The 14,706-nt window shown below is 50.3% G+C and carries 11 protein-coding genes; 7 read left to right on the top strand and 4 right to left on the bottom strand.

Annotation, left to right across the window (positions count from 1 at the left end; genetic code table 11):
• Window positions 1-26 precede the first annotated feature (26 nt).
• A complete protein-coding gene (locus EOE67_RS12665; protein WP_127699449.1) occupies window positions 27-1,331 on the top strand; it encodes a mechanosensitive ion channel family protein in 1,305 nt (434 codons plus the stop codon).
• Here the strand turns inward: EOE67_RS12665 and EOE67_RS12660 are convergent.
• The 4 genes from EOE67_RS12660 to EOE67_RS12645 form a co-directional block, all read right to left on the bottom strand.
• Complete coding sequence (locus EOE67_RS12660) at window positions 1,328-2,053, bottom strand: LytR/AlgR family response regulator transcription factor (protein ID WP_127699448.1); 726 nt, start codon at window positions 2,051-2,053, stop codon at window positions 1,328-1,330. The genes EOE67_RS12665 and EOE67_RS12660 overlap by 4 nt on opposite strands.
• Complete coding sequence (locus EOE67_RS12655) at window positions 2,040-3,158, bottom strand: sensor histidine kinase (protein WP_127699447.1); 1,119 nt, start codon at window positions 3,156-3,158, stop codon at window positions 2,040-2,042. Before EOE67_RS12655 ends, EOE67_RS12660 begins: the two co-directional genes overlap by 14 nt.
• The gene (locus tag EOE67_RS12650; RefSeq protein ID WP_127699446.1) at window positions 3,155-4,204 is read right to left on the bottom strand and encodes a sensor histidine kinase; all 1,050 of its coding nucleotides are present in this window, start codon (window positions 4,202-4,204) and stop codon (window positions 3,155-3,157) included. The genes EOE67_RS12655 and EOE67_RS12650 overlap by 4 nt, the downstream gene beginning before the upstream one ends.
• 270 nt (window positions 4,205-4,474) lie before the next feature.
• Window positions 4,475-5,983: a YifB family Mg chelatase-like AAA ATPase gene (locus EOE67_RS12645; RefSeq protein WP_127699445.1), complete on the bottom strand. Its 1,509-nt coding sequence runs from the start codon at window positions 5,981-5,983 to the stop codon at window positions 4,475-4,477.
• 235 nt (window positions 5,984-6,218) lie between these two features.
• On the opposite strand from EOE67_RS12645, the gene EOE67_RS12640 reads away from it, so the two are divergent.
• The 6 genes from EOE67_RS12640 (at window position 6,219) to EOE67_RS12615 (ending at window position 14,638) form a co-directional block, all read left to right on the top strand.
• Window positions 6,219-7,676 carry a TrkH family potassium uptake protein gene (locus EOE67_RS12640; protein ID WP_240652805.1) on the top strand — a complete coding sequence of 486 codons (1,458 nt, stop codon included), beginning with the start codon at window positions 6,219-6,221 and terminating at the stop codon, window positions 7,674-7,676.
• Window positions 7,677-7,869: 193 nt separating this feature from the next.
• Window positions 7,870-8,622, top strand: a complete 753-nt coding sequence (locus EOE67_RS12635; RefSeq protein ID WP_127699444.1) for a TetR/AcrR family transcriptional regulator — start codon at window positions 7,870-7,872, stop codon at window positions 8,620-8,622.
• A 22-nt stretch (window positions 8,623-8,644) separates the two neighbouring features.
• Window positions 8,645-10,972: an efflux RND transporter permease subunit gene (locus EOE67_RS12630; RefSeq protein WP_127699443.1), complete on the top strand. Its 2,328-nt coding sequence runs from the start codon at window positions 8,645-8,647 to the stop codon at window positions 10,970-10,972.
• The gene (locus tag EOE67_RS12625; protein WP_164852322.1) at window positions 10,965-11,759 is read left to right on the top strand and encodes an outer membrane lipoprotein-sorting protein; all 795 of its coding nucleotides are present in this window, start codon (window positions 10,965-10,967) and stop codon (window positions 11,757-11,759) included. The genes EOE67_RS12630 and EOE67_RS12625 overlap by 8 nt, the downstream gene beginning before the upstream one ends.
• Window positions 11,760-11,921: 162 nt before the next feature.
• Window positions 11,922-13,649 (top strand): FimV/HubP family polar landmark protein, encoded by a 1,728-nt coding sequence (locus tag EOE67_RS12620; protein ID WP_164852321.1) that lies wholly within the window; start codon window positions 11,922-11,924, stop codon window positions 13,647-13,649.
• Window positions 13,650-13,852: 203 nt separating this feature from the next.
• Window positions 13,853-14,638, top strand: coding sequence for a substrate-binding periplasmic protein (locus EOE67_RS12615; protein ID WP_127699441.1), 786 nt, complete (start codon window positions 13,853-13,855; stop codon window positions 14,636-14,638).
• Window positions 14,639-14,706 lie beyond the last annotated feature (68 nt).

Genomic DNA, 14,706 nt, shown 5'->3' with positions numbered 1-14,706 from the left:
GGTGCAAAGAGGAACTGCCGCTCGTGATGAAAACGCAATTTATGGCCTGGGCCAAGCTGCAAACCTGGCTGGAACCAACACTAGCCTATTACCTGATGGTGATGACGTTGATCATCTTCACCGCCCTGGTACTGCATCTGATGCTCCATCACGGCATTTTACGTTGGCTACGGCATAAAACTGATGTGGTGGATACCAGCTGGCGCCAGGCGCTGGCACGCAATAAATTATTAAGCCGCATGGCGCTCACCGCGCAAGGGATGATTTTAGAAGTGCAGGCCAGTATCTGGCTGGACAGTGGCAGTGAAACGCTCATGCTCATCACCTTGTTGTCGCAGCTGTGGGTGTTGTTGTACGGTTTGCTCAGCGGCTTTTCGCTGCTCGATACCATCGAAGCGGTGATGCAAAACAATGGCTTTGGCAAACAAGCACCGGTGCGCGGTTTGTTTCAGAGTTTAAAACTGGCGGCTTCGGTGCTGGCGGTGATTTTGGCGTTGTCGATGATTTCTGGTAAGTCGCCGTTGTTGTTATTAAGTGGTCTTGGCGCCATGACCGCCATTTTGTTGTTGGTATTTAAAGATCCAATTTTAGGTTTTGTCGCCGGTATTCAGTTGTCAGCCAACAAAATGCTGATGCTCGGCGACTGGCTGGAAATGCCAAAATACGGTGCCGATGGCGCGGTGATCGAAATGAATCTGACCACGGTGAAAGTGCGGAACTGGGACAATACCATCACCAGCATTCCGGCTTATGCGCTGATTTCCGATTCGTTTAAAAACTGGCGTGGCATGAGTGAATCGGGCGGCCGGCGGCTGAAAAGGTCGATTTTTATCGACGCCAGCAGTGTGCGGTTTTTACAACAAACGGATATAGCGCAGCTGGAAAAGTCATTGTTATTAAAGTCTTACTTTGATCAAAAACTGCCGGAAATTGAGATTTTTAATCAAAGTCTGGATTTAAGTTGTGCGCTGAATGGCCGCCGTTTAACCAATCTCGGCACTTTGCGCGCTTATCTGACGGCGTTTTTAAATCAACATCCGGACATTCACTCGCAGATGACGCAAATGGTGCGGCAACTGGCGCCGGGGCCGACCGGTATTCCGCTGGAGATTTATGCCTTTTGCAGCGACACCGCCTGGTTACATTATGAAGCGGTGCAGGCCGATATTTTTGACCATATCTTTGCGGTGATCGCCGAGTTTGATTTGCGGGTGTATCAGCAGCCGTCTGGTTATGATTTACGCCAGTTGCAGCGGGCGTTGCCGGTTTCTGCGCCGACAGCTGCGCCGACAAATGCGCCAACCACAGCCGCTGCACCGCAGGCTGATTAAATCTCAGCCAGCAATTGCTGCCAGTTTTGTTTATAACGGCGCGAAGCATTCACCCACTTGCCATCGGATAAGCGGAACTGGTAGTCGTTGTTATGCGGCTGCACTTTATGCACATGGTGCAGATTGACCAGCGTCGAGCGGTGAATTTGCACAAAATGCGCCGGTAACCGCTGCAGTAACTCTTTAATGGTTTCGCGGATCACCAGGCTTTCGGTCAGCGTTTGAATACACATATAGTTGCCCGCCGCTTCAATCTGCAGAATTTCAATATCGTCCAGCAATAACGTTGAAGCGCCGGTGCGAAACGACAGTTTGTGGCTGACGGTTTCCGGCAGTTCCGGTTGTTTATCCAACGTGGTGCGGGCATCCAGCAAACACTGCGCCAGCCGCTGCCGCGATACCGGTTTCAGCAAATAATCAAAAGCGAAATGCTCAAACGCCGAAAACGCATATTGCTCATAAGCCGTTACTAAAATCAGCAAGGGCGGTGACAGTGCCGAGGCTTTGTTCAGCTGCTTCAGAATATCGATGCCTTTAATGCCCGGCATCTGAATGTCCAGAAACACCAAATCAACCGGATGTTGTTGTAAATAACTTAAGGTGTCGTCGCCATTGTCAAAACAGGCGACAATATTCAAATGCGGATACGTGGCCAGTTTCGCCTTTAAGTTACTGATTGCTAACGGTTCATCATCGGCGATCACCAGATTAATTGCGGACATAAGCAGACTCCAAAGGTAAAGATAACTGGCCTGCAAACGAGGCGCCGGACAGGTGTAATTGCAAACTGGCATGAGCGCCAAACATCAGCTCCAGCCGTTCGGCCAGTTGCTGTAGGCTGGCTGGCCACGCGGTGGTGTCAGGATTTGCCGCAGCTGATGCGGTTGTTGGTTCAGCGGCTGCCGGATCTGAGTTACCAATGTCACGTTTAATCTCAATCAGCAACTGCAGTCCGGTGGTGTAGATACGGATATCCAGTTGCACCGGCCCGGAAATTTCCGCGACTGTGAACAACACGGCGTTCTCTGCCAGCGGCTGCAACAACAAGGGGGGAATTTGTAATTTCGGTAAAGCGGCAATGTGCCAGTTGAGCTGCAGCCGTTCGCCAAACCGCACCTGCTGAATAGCCAGGTAAGCCGCCAGTGCATCCAGTTCCTGCGGCAATGGGATCAAAGTTTCATCTTTGTTTTTCAGCGAATGGCGCAAAAAAGTCGACAGATTTTGAATAAGCTGTTCGGCCAACAAACCCTGGCGGCTGATAATTAACGAATTTAAGGCATTTAAGGTATTAAACATAAAATGCGGATTCAACTGATACCGCAGCACTTTTAACCGCGCGGCTCTGGCTTGATTCAGCAACGCCTGCTGCGCCATAAATTCCTGTTGATAACCCTGATTGGCTTTAATCAACAAATACATGGCCAGCCAGCCAAGTAACGGCAATAACACCAACGGCAGCGTTGAAACCATTTGTTCCGCAAACGACGATTTCCAGGCGCTGCTATTGGTCGAGTAGGTCGTGATCAGCGTTTGTCGCAGCAGTAGCAGTACCAGACAGAGCGGTACTATCCAGTACAACAAGCGGCGCATTTGCTGCGGCAACGCCATGGTGCTGGTCAAATCACGCTGGCCTAAATAGCCGGTGATCACCAGGTTAATCAGCGTTAATAAGGTATAGGTGCCCAAATAAGGCCAGGACTGCTCGTTTTGCAGCGGCAACAACACCGCCAGATTGGTATATTTCAGCAGCAGATAACCAAACCAATACACTAAATGCCAGTACCAGAACCGATGCTGCGCTGATTGTGACCAGACCAGAATACTCATCCGCGACTCCCTTGCCAGGGCAAACAGATATTCACCTGAAAACCGGTCGGCAACGCCAACACCGCGAGACTTGCGCGATCGCCAAAATGTTGTTTTAAGCGGTTGCGGATATTGGCAAGGCCAACGCCTGAACTACAGCTGTGGTCGGAAATCAGCGTTGAACCCGGTCCATCGTCGGTGACTTCCAGCAACAGCTGCTCCTGCTGATGGCTGCCATGAATGGTAATAGTGGCACCTTGCTGGCGGGTAGCGACGGCATACTTCACCGCATTTTCAATCAAAGGTTGCAGCAATAACGCCGGAATTTGCTGGGCTTTTAAACTTTCATCAATTTGCCAGATGACTTTTAACTTGTCGCCAAAACGGGTTTTTTGCAAAGTCAGATAAGCTTCAATCGCAGACAGCTCGTCGGCAAGGCGCACTAAGCTGTCCGGCGATTTACTCAGCGAATAGCGTAAAAATGTAGAAAGCTGTTCCGACATGGTCTCAGCATCATCGTAACGCTCGGCTTCCAGCAAAGCGCAGACCGAATTCAGGGCGTTAAAGGTAAAATGCGGATTGAGTTGGTGCTGCAATGCTTGCAGCTCAAGTTGTTGAATATTCTGACTTAAGCGGGTGGATTCCTGCAATTTGCTTTGTTGCTGCTGATAACGCCAAAACGTCAGATAACAGAGCACCCAAATAAAAAACGGCAGGCTGGTGGTGTCGAGTTCGCTCAGCAGCATTTCAGGGCGGAAATACTCAGGATCTTTGACCAGCATCCAGGATAAATTATTTAGCGGGGTGTAGACGCATAAGATCAAAGCCGCAGCGGCGCATACCTTGACCGGCGGTAGCTGGCGGGCAAACGACCAACGGATAAACCAGGTCGAAACGGCAATTTCCAGGATCACCATCGCCAATTTTGACGCCATATAAGGCAACTCAAACTTGTATTCCGGCATCAACAACCACCACAGCAGCATCAGCCCGAAATCAAGCAGCGCCAAGCTTAGCCAGTAGCCCAGGTTAAAGCGTAACAGTTGTTGCAGTTGCACATTTGCCATCAAACCAACACCTTTTTAAATTCCGTTTTAGTATAGAGCCAATGTTTCAAATCGACTGAGCATCCATGACCAGCGGATGAATTTCCGTGATGGTTATACCCGTCATCCTTGAAGCTGAGGCTTTGTTGCCTTCGTTCGCTCGCTGGAGCGCCAGCCCGGCCCGTCACATAGGACAACTATGCTCCGGGTCGGACTGGCGTTCCAGTCTCGTTCACTTGTCGCCGCGCCTCATCGTCAATGATTTCGGGTATACACAAGTCCTGATCTAGGTTATTGCTGCAAATGCTGCAACAAACGATCAAAAGCCCGGTAGCTTAACGCCTCCAGCAAGTGGTTGCGCGAAATATCCACTTGTTGTTGCAGATCGGCGATGGTGCGCGCGACTTTTAATAGCTTGTGATAACTGCGCGCCGACAGTTTGAGCTGCACCAGACATTGCTCCAGAAAATCGCTATCGGCCTCACTCAATGCGCAATAACTGGCGAGTTCTGACGGCTGCAAGCGGGCGTTGGCTTTGCCCTGCCGTTCCAGCTGACAAACCCGGCTGGCGGCCACTCTTTTGGCGATGTCCGCGGAACTTTCATCAGCTTGTGTCTGCGTCAGCATGCCTTTGGGTAATAACGGCACTTCAATTTGCATTTCAATCCGATCCAATAACGGTCCGGAGATGCGGTTTAAATAACGCAAAACCTGTTCGCGGCTGGCGCGGCCGTCCTGATGATGGCCGGTTGGACTTGGATTGAGCGCAGCAATTAGTTGAAACTGCGCCGGAAATTGCGCTTGGCGCCCAGCGCGGGAAATATGCACGGTACCGGTTTCCAAAGGTTCGCGCAGGACGTCCAATACTTTGCGATCGTATTCCGGTAATTCGTCCAAAAATAAAATGCCCTGGTGCGCCAGCGAAATCTCGCCAGGCCTTGGCACCGAGCCACCGCCGACCAGTGCGATGGCCGAACTGGTATGGTGCGGCTGGCGAAAGGGCGGTAACCGCCAGTGGCGTTGTGCCGGTAGTGCGGCAATCGAATATACTGCTGCACTTTGCAGGGCTTCGTCCGGCGACAATAACGGCAATAAGCCGGGAAAACGCTGCGCTAACATCGATTTGCCAGTACCGGGCGGGCCGAACATCAGGATGTTGTGTTGTCCGGAGGCTGCAATTTCCAGCGCTCTTTTGGCATGTTGCTGGCCTTTGACGTCGGAAAAACAGTGGATGCTGTTGCAACTTGCAGCCGGTAATGGCGGTAACGGTGGGATGGTTGGTAGTGCCTGTTGGCCGAGCAAAAAGCTATGTACCTGCAATAAATGACTGGCACCATGCAACTGCACATCCGGCACCTGTTGTGCTTGACTGGCATTGTGCAGTGGCAATACCGCCTGGCGGCCACTCGCCAGACAGGCCATCGCCAGCGGAATTTCGCCAACTATTGGCCGGATCTCGCCGGATAGTGCCAGCTCACCATAAAATTCATAGCCAACCAACGCCGTCGCTGGCAGTTGACCGCTGGCGACAATAATGCCAAGCGCGATCGGCAAATCAAATCGCCCGCCTTCTTTGGGTAAATCGGCTGGCGCCAGATTGACGGTGATTTTGCGATCCGGAAATTCAAAACCACAGTTAATCAAAGCACTGCGTACTCTGTCCCTCGATTCGCGTACCGAAGTTTCCGGCAATCCCACCAGCTGGAAGCCCGGTAAACCGGCACTTAAATGCACTTCGACCGTCACCTGCGGCGCATGAAGCCCGATCCGCGCTCGACTATAAACAATGGCAAGTGCCATACGGAACATCCTTGATCCTGAATTTGCGTCTGTAAGGTGTAGCAAGTTGTAAATTAATTGCAAATTAAAGGCGTGTTTTGACCGGCTTGGAGGCAGCTAGCTTTCTAAATGACAGATAACTCGCTACACTGCAAAAAAGTTTTTATACCCTGCATTTTCAAGGATGAAGGGTATAGTACCCGTCATTCCTGACGCTGCCTGTACTTAAAACGGCAGTTGATTTGAGAGAGAAGCAGTGCGCTCATCAACAAGTCGATTTTTATTTTATCGGGTCATCGGTTATCTGCTGGTGATGCTATCGGGCGCTATGCTGATCACCACTGCAGTCGCTGTGTATTACAACGAAAAAAGCTTCTGGAGTTACCTGATTTCGGCTCTGATCACGGTCAGTGTTGGTTATTTTCTGGTGTACAAAGGCCGTCACGAATTCTCGCTGATTAAACGTCATTTATTCTTGTTGACCGCTTGTTGCTGGCTGGCTATTTGCCTGTTTTCAACCTTGCCTTTTGTGCTGGTATTACCCGATTTAACTTATGTGGACGCGGTTTTTGAAACGGTGTCGGCCATCACGACCACCGGCGCCACTGTGCTGACTGGCCTTGATACCATGCCCAGAGGTCTGTTGTTCTGGCGCGCCATTTTGCAGTGGATTGGCGGGGTCGGTATTATCGTGATGGCGATTGCCATTTTACCGGCGTTAAAAATCGGCGGGATGAAGTTATTTAAAACTGAAAACTCCGATATTTCGGAAAAAATACTGCCCAGAAGCTCCAGCCTGTCGATGTACATCGGCGTGGTGTACCTGATTTTAAGCGTCAGTTGTATGTTGTTGTATTTCCTCGGTGGCATGTCCGGTTTTGATGCCATTACCCACGGCATGGCGACAGTCTCTACCGGCGGTTTTGCCAATTACGATGCCTCATTTGGCCATTTCAACGACCGGCCGCATTTGCTGTGGATTTCCAGTGTTTTTATGCTGCTGTCGGCCTTGCCGCTGGTGTTATTGGTGGGAACGTTACGGGGTCATAAGTGGATTTTATTTCGCGATCCACAAGTCCGGGCGTTTTTAGCCATTGTGCTGTTTTGTGCCTTGCTACTGACCTGGTATCAGCATGAACACAATGCCAGACCCTGGATGGATGCGTTGACTCACAGCGTGTTTAACGTGGTGTCGGTGATCACCACCTGTGGTTTTGCCTCAGAGAATTATTCGGCCTGGGGTGGGCTGGCGGTGATTTTGTTCTTCTACATCACCTTTTCCGGCGCTTGCTCGGGTTCGACTTCCGGTGGTTTGAAAATTTTCCGCACCCAGCTGGCCGGTTTGTTACTGATCAAACAATTCAAATTGTTGGTGCATCCGAATGCCGTTTGGGTGCAAAAATATGGCACCAAACCGGTGAACGACCAACTGCTGGGTTCGGTGCTGGCGTTTTGTTTTGTCTATTTTGCTTCCATCGCAGCACTGGCGTTGGGCTTGTCGATGTTTGACCTCGATTTTGTCACTGCTTTAACCGGCGCGGCCACCGCTATCAGTAATGTTGGTCCTGGTCTTGGTCCGGTGATTGGGCCGGACGGTAATTTCAGCAGTTTGCCCGATGGCGCCAAATGGTTGATCAGTTTTGGCATGATCTTAGGGCGGCTGGAAATTCTGACCATTTTGCTGCTGTTTACCCCAATGTACTGGCGCTATTAAACGCCCGGTACAGCATGCAAAAGCCAGTCAACCACCGGACTGGCTTTTTGCTATCTGCCCTGTTGCCCGTACTGTTGTCCGCACTGCTATCCGCAGTCCGGTGATCCTCGGCAGCATCTTAAAAATTTAACCTTGAGTTCTGCGGTTTGTGATCTAGAATGACGAATCGTCAATACATTTTGGTGCCGCGCTGATGCCAGCCAAACCTGCATCTGAAGTCACGCCCAAGCGTCTGCTGGCCAAGCAGCAACGGGAGCAGGAATTATTGACTCTGGCGCAACAGATTTTGCAACAGGACGGCTTTGCCGGTTTGACTATGGACAGGCTGACTGCTTTATCGTCAGTCTCCAAAGGCACCATTTATAACCACTTTTGCAGCAAAGAAGATTTGTTCACTGCGCTTAGCGTCGACAGTTTGCAGCGACAACTGCAGCTGTTTGCGCGGGCGCTACAGATCCCGGGTCATAGCCGCGAGCAGGTGCTGGCGCTACATCTGGCTTATCATCAGTTTTCCATGACCGAACCCACGTTATTTTTGTGTTTGCTGACCGCGAATACACCGGGCGTGATTGAAAAAAGCTCACCGGCGCGGCTGGCGTTGCGCCGGCAATTGGAGTTGCAACTGGTGGCTATCTGCCAGCACCTTATGTCCCAAGCGATAGCGGACGGTTCGTTACAGTTACCGCCTCAGCAGAGCGTTGATGCGCTGGCTTTTGTGCAATGGGCGCAAGCATTTGGCAGCAATGCTTTATTAAAACCAACACAACAGCTTGGCTTGTTTACTCAGCTGGAACCACAGAGCACGATGCTGCTCGGCATCAACCTGTTGTTGGATGGACTAAACTGGAAACCACTTTCTACCGAATGGGACTACCAAACCAGTTGGCAACGTGTGATGGCGTTTTTAGCGGCTGAGTTGCCAGCTGCCGACGGTCAAACAAATTGATGGAATACAACAAGGAGATGGAATGAAAGAATTCTGGTTGACTGGCGCGCTACGTCATCCGTACTGGACTTTGGCCTGGGTGTTGGCTCTGGCGTTTGCGATGGCATTTGGCGCCAAAAATCTGTATTTCCGTGGGGATTTCCGGATTTTCTTCTCGCCGGAAAACCCACAAATGCAGACCTTTGACAAAATGCAGGCCCGTTTTAATAAAAGCGACAATATGCTGGTGGCCATAACCCCGGCGTCCGGCGATGTGTTTGATCCCAAAGTGCTGGCGGTGGTGAAAGAACTCACCGACGCCGCCTGGCAAACTCCGCATTCGTTACGGGTTGATTCCATTACCAATTTCCAACATACCGCCGCAGTCGATGACGACTTGCAGGTAGAGGATTTGTTATTGGAGTTAAGCCAGCTGGATGCAGCCAAAGCGGCCAATATCAAAGCCATTGCGCTGGCCGAACCGGCGTTGGTGGGGCGATTGGTGTCCCATGACGGCAGCATGACCGCTATCAATATCACAGTGCAACTGCCGGAAAAAGATCAGAACCAGGAAGTGTCGGACGTTTATAACAGTGTGCGGGCCCTGACTGATCGGCTGGCGGCGGCGCATCCTGATTTAACCTTTTATCATGGCGGTGTCATCGCGCTGAACAATGCTTTTAGCACTGAAGCAAAAAATGACGTTGAAAGCCTGGTACCGCTGATGTTTGTGGTGATAGTGCTGATGCTCGGTTATATGCTGCGCTCGGCACTCGCCGCCACCGCGGTGGTGATTATTATCGTGTTGACCATCATTGCCACTTTAGGATTGGCGGGCTGGGCCGGTTTGTTCTTAAGCACAGCCACGGTGAATGTGCCGACCATTGTGATGACGCTGGCGGTGGCAGACAGTGTGCATCTGATTGCTTCAACACAGTTTTTGTTGCGGGAAGGGTTAACCAAGCCAGAAGCAATCAAAAAAGCGGTACGAATTAATACCATGCCGGTGTTGATCACCAGTGTCACCACCGCCGTTGGCTTTTTAACCCTGAATTTCTCGGAAGTACCTATTCTGCGCGACCTGGGCAACATGACCGCCGTCGGTGTGATGCTGGCCTGGATGTTTACAATGTTGTTGTTACCGGCGTTATTGATGGTGTTTCCAATCAGTCACGGTTATGCCGAGCCAACCGACAAAGCCACGCAAATGGACCGGCTGGCGGATTGGGTGATCCGCCACCACAAAGCCATATTACCGCTGACTGCGGTGATTACGTTGGCCAGCGGCTGGTTGATGCTGCAGAACAAAGTCAACGACGAAGCGGTGAAATATTTTGCGCCAGCCACTGAATACCGGCAGTCGGTCGATGTGCTGGAGCAAAAGCTGGGTGGCGTGTCGCTGATTGATTTTGCTATCGACAGCGGCCAGCCATCCGGCGTCAATGATCCGGTGTTTATTAAAGCGATCGCCGAATTTGCGTTGTATTTGCAAACGCTGCCGGAAGTCACCCATGTCAGTACCATCAGCGATGTGTTTAAGCGCCTGAATAAAAATATGAATGGCGATGATCCGGCGTTTTATCGCTTGCCGGAGCAACAAGACGAAGCGGCGCAATATTTATTAATGTTTGAAATGTCATTGCCGTTTGGTCTGGATTTAAACAATCAACTCGATTTGGATAAGCAGGCGACCAAAGTATCGGTGGCGCTGAAAAATCTGGGTAGCACCCAAATGCTGGCGCTGGAGCAAAAAGCCCGCAGTTGGATGGCGGAACATTATCCGCAATATGCGATGGAAGCCTCCAGTACCGCGTTGATGTTTGCCCATATTGGCGAGCGTAATATGACCAGCATGATCCAGAGTTTACCTTTAGCGATGTTTATTATTTCAGCGTTATTGGTGCTGAGCCTGAAGTCCTGGCGGCTGGGACTGATTAGTTTGATCCCAAATCTGGTGCCGGCGGTGATTGGTTTTGGGTTATGGAAACTGTGGTCGGGCGAAATTAACCTTGGCTTGTCCGTGGTGGCGTCGATGAGTCTCGGCATTATTGTTGACGATACGGTGCACTTTTTAGCCAAATACAAAATTGCCCGCGATGAAGGGCGGGACACTGAACAAGCGATTCGTTATGCGTTTCACAGTGTTGGCCATGCGCTGCTTATCACCACTGTGGTGCTGGTGTTTGGGTTCTCGGTGTTAATTTTATCGAATTTCCGACTGAATTCGGATATGGGCTTGCTGACCGGGATGATTATTGTGGTCGCGCTGATTATTGATTTGTTATTTTTACCGGCATTTTTGCTGCAGTTTGACCGTAGTAAAAAAACCGCTGCCGCATCAACTACTTCAGGAGAAAAACACCATGTTTAACCGCAAGATGATGGGGACTGCTTTGTTATGTTGCAGCCTTGGTTTCACCAGTTTGCCGTTATTGGCTGATGATGGCGGCAAAGGCCTAACCATAGCGCAGGAGCGCAAACAACGGGATGAAGGCTGGGCCGACAGTGAAAGTAAAACGACGATGGTGCTGCGAAATGCACAAGGTGCCGAAAGTAAAAGAGAAATTCGTACTTTAAGCCTGGAAATCAAAGACGAAGGTGACAAAGGCCTGACCATTTTTGATGAACCCAAAGATGTGCGTGGCACGGCCTTTTTAAACCATTCGCATGTCGGAAAACCGGATGATCAATGGTTGTATTTACCGGCGGTCAAACGGGTCAAGCGTATTGCTTCACGCAACAAATCAGGTCCTTTTATGGGGAGTGAATTTGCGTATGAAGACTTAAGTTCATTTGAACTGGAGAAGTTTAAATTTAATTATCTGCGTGATGAAACAATGCAGGATTTACCGGTTTTTGTGGTCGAGCAAACGCCAACGGATGAGTTTACCGGTTATAGCAAAACCATTGCCTGGATCGACCAAAAAGACTATAAGGTATTGAAAGTAGAATACTACGATAAAAAAAATGCGCTGTTAAAAACGCTACAGATGCTGGATTATCAGCTGTATCTGAATAAATTCTGGCGGCCATTGAAGCTGAGTATGGTCAATCACCAAACAGGTAAAAGTACCGACTTACTGGTACATGAGATCCAGTTTGGCAAAGGTCGTACCGAAGCAGATTTTGATACCAATGCTTTAATGCGCGCCAAATAACCGGCGTCTGGCGCTCGTTCGGAATGGCTCAAAAATTGCTCAATCAGATTTTTGAGCCATGCTTATCCTCTGACTCGTTGAAGCTACAGGGGCGAAGTTTTTTACAGCCTCGGCGTTGGTTCCGGTAGCAAGTGAGTGGTAAAGGTCCAAATGCAGCAAAAGATGCAACAAAACAAGCAACTTAAAAAAATTAAGGCATTGCTGCTGGCATCGCTGGTGTTGCCTTTGGCCGCCGCCGAGTTGGGTCCGGTCACGCAGCAGGATACTTTGTGGAGTCTGGCCAAAGCCGCCCGTGGTGATGCACCTTACAGCATGTACCAGGTGATTATTGCGCTACAGCAGAAAAACCCCCGTGCCTTTATTGGTGATAACGTGCACCACGTGCAAGCTGGCGCCGTGTTAACCATCCCTACTGCTGAGGAAATTGCCGCCATTGACGTCGAGAGTGCCAGACAAAAAGTCGAAGCCGACGAGCAGCGCTGGCGCGATTTGCAAAAACAACAACGTATTGGCCGTAAAGCTGCTGGCAAACCAAAAATGGGTTATTCGGCGCAGGCAACGATGCGCTTGATCCAACAAGCTGTGGTGACAAAACCGCTGGTTGTTACCGCAACAACTCCAGCACAAAATGCAGTTCCGGCAGAGCCAGCGACGGTGCGCGTGCCGATGGCGGCGACTGCGACAGCCACTGCGTCTTCGACGGCATCACCACCAGAACACTGGACCGATCGCCTGCAAAGTGACAGCACTTTTGGTCTTGATAGCCGCTGGTACGCCAAAAAAGGCCTGCAGCAACAAGCCCAAGCGAGTATCAGCGCTTCACTACTGCAGGAGTGGTATTGGCAGTCGGCGGATGAAACCGATAGTTTTACTTTCAGCCCCTATTTCCGGGTTGATCAACGTGATCCGGAGCGTAATTTGATCGATCTGCGCCAGGCGTTTTGGCTGCGGGTCGGCAGCGGTTGGGAGCTGAAAGTTGGGGTGGATCAGGTATTTTGGGGCGTCACCGAATCGCAGCATTTGGTGGATGTGATTAACCAAACCGATTTAGTCGACAATATTGATGGCGAGACCAAACTGGGTCAGCCGATGCTGCAATACAATCTTTTCGGCGACTGGGGCACCCTTCAGACATTTTTGCTGCCGTATTTTCGCGAACGCACCTTAGCCGGACCTGATGGCCGCTTACGTTTACCACTGCCGTTGTTGCCGGATGAAGCTTTGTATCAGTCCGGTCGTGAACAACGCCATCTGGATTGGGCATTACGCTACGCCAAACAGCTTGATCAGCTGGATTTAGCCTGGTCGTATTTTCAGGGTACTTCGCGTGAACCCGGCTTGGTAACCTTAGGTAACAGCGGTTTTTTCAGCCCTTATTATCCGCAGATGAAACAAGTCGGTTTAGAAGGGCAGTGGATTGTTGATAGCTGGATTTGGAAACTCGAAAGTATTTATCGCGACTATCATCAAAACCTAAATGCTCAAAACCAATATACGCAGAGCCAACTTGGCCATTTTTATGCTGCGACTGCCGGCTTTGAATACAGTATGGTTGGGGTGATGGACAGCAATTATGACCTTGGCTGGCTGATGGAATATCAGTATGACAGCCGCGGCATGGCGGCAACCGGACCAGGTCAGCGCGACCTGTTTCTCGGTGCCCGACTGGCCTGGAACGATGAAGCCGGCACTGAATTATTGTTTGGTTTTGCTCAGGATCTGGATGACCGTGGCAGCCGTAGTGGTATGTTAGAAGCGTCTACCCGCTACAACAATAATATCCGGTTGCGGCTCGACGCTTGGTTTTTCCATACCTACCGCATGGATCAGCCGATTTGGTGGTTTCGTCGTGATGATTACGTTCAGCTTGGTATAGACTATTATTTCTAATATACCCGTCATCCTTGAAGTTGCAGGGTTGTTGGCCGCGCTCATTCACCCCAGTCACATAGGACAACTATGCTCCTGGGTCGGACTGGCGCTCCAGATTCATTCACGGTCCGCGGTTCCACCGTGGCCTCTGCACCTCCAATGATTAGGGTATTTATATTAGTAATCCTTGACTTTGCAGAGCAGTTTTTGGAGTGACACCTATGATGCGGTGGCTGGCGCTCTTTGTTGTGATGTTTTTCAATAGCCCGTTGCGGGCGGAAAACTATGTCATTGGTATCGAGCAGATCGACTTTTACCCTCATTATGATTTCAGTCAACGGCAGCAGCGTGGTTACTTCGTTGATTTAATTCAGTTATTCTCTGAAAAGACCGGCCATCAGTTTACTTTCATGCCGCTGCCGGTGAAGCGCCTGTATCAATCCTCGACTTCCGAAATTGACCTGATTTACCCGGATAATCCGCAGTGGCAACAATATTATGAGCCTGGTATCGACAAAGTGTTCAGTGAGCCGGTAATTTTTACCCTTGGCAGCACACTGGTAAAACCTGAACAGCAGCATATTTCGCTGGAGCAGTTTCGCAGTCTGGCGGTGATCCATGGTTTTGTGCCGACCAAATGGCTGACCCTGAAAAATCAATATAAGTACCGGATGGTGGACGTGCCTGATGTGGCTTCAGCATTGGGTTTGGTGCTCAAAGGTCGGCTGGATGGAGCCAATATTGAATATAACGTGGCGCAACATTATTTGCGTTCCATTGCTGCGCAGGATCAACTGGTGATTGCCGAACAATTGCCCTTTACCCAATTGCCATTTTTACTGTCGACGGTCAAACATCCTCAATTGCTGGCGCAGTTTGATCAGTTTTTACTGGATAATGCAGAACAAGTTACGGCCCTGAAAAGAAAATATATGCTGCAAGAACAAAGACCGGCACCGGTTGCCCGTCAGCCAGCCAATGTCAATGAAGCTAAGCTACTGCCTTAAATTTGCCACGTTTTCGCCATGCAAATGTCATTCAATCGTCACGCCACTGTCAGATCCTTGTCGTAAGT

Origin of the sequence: Rheinheimera riviphila, from assembly GCF_004005945.1 — a bacterium.
Lineage (GTDB): Bacteria > Pseudomonadota > Gammaproteobacteria > Enterobacterales > Alteromonadaceae > Pararheinheimera > Pararheinheimera riviphila.
The sequence above is the reverse complement of the archived record's forward strand: the minus strand, read 5'-3'. Positions and strand labels throughout refer to the sequence as shown.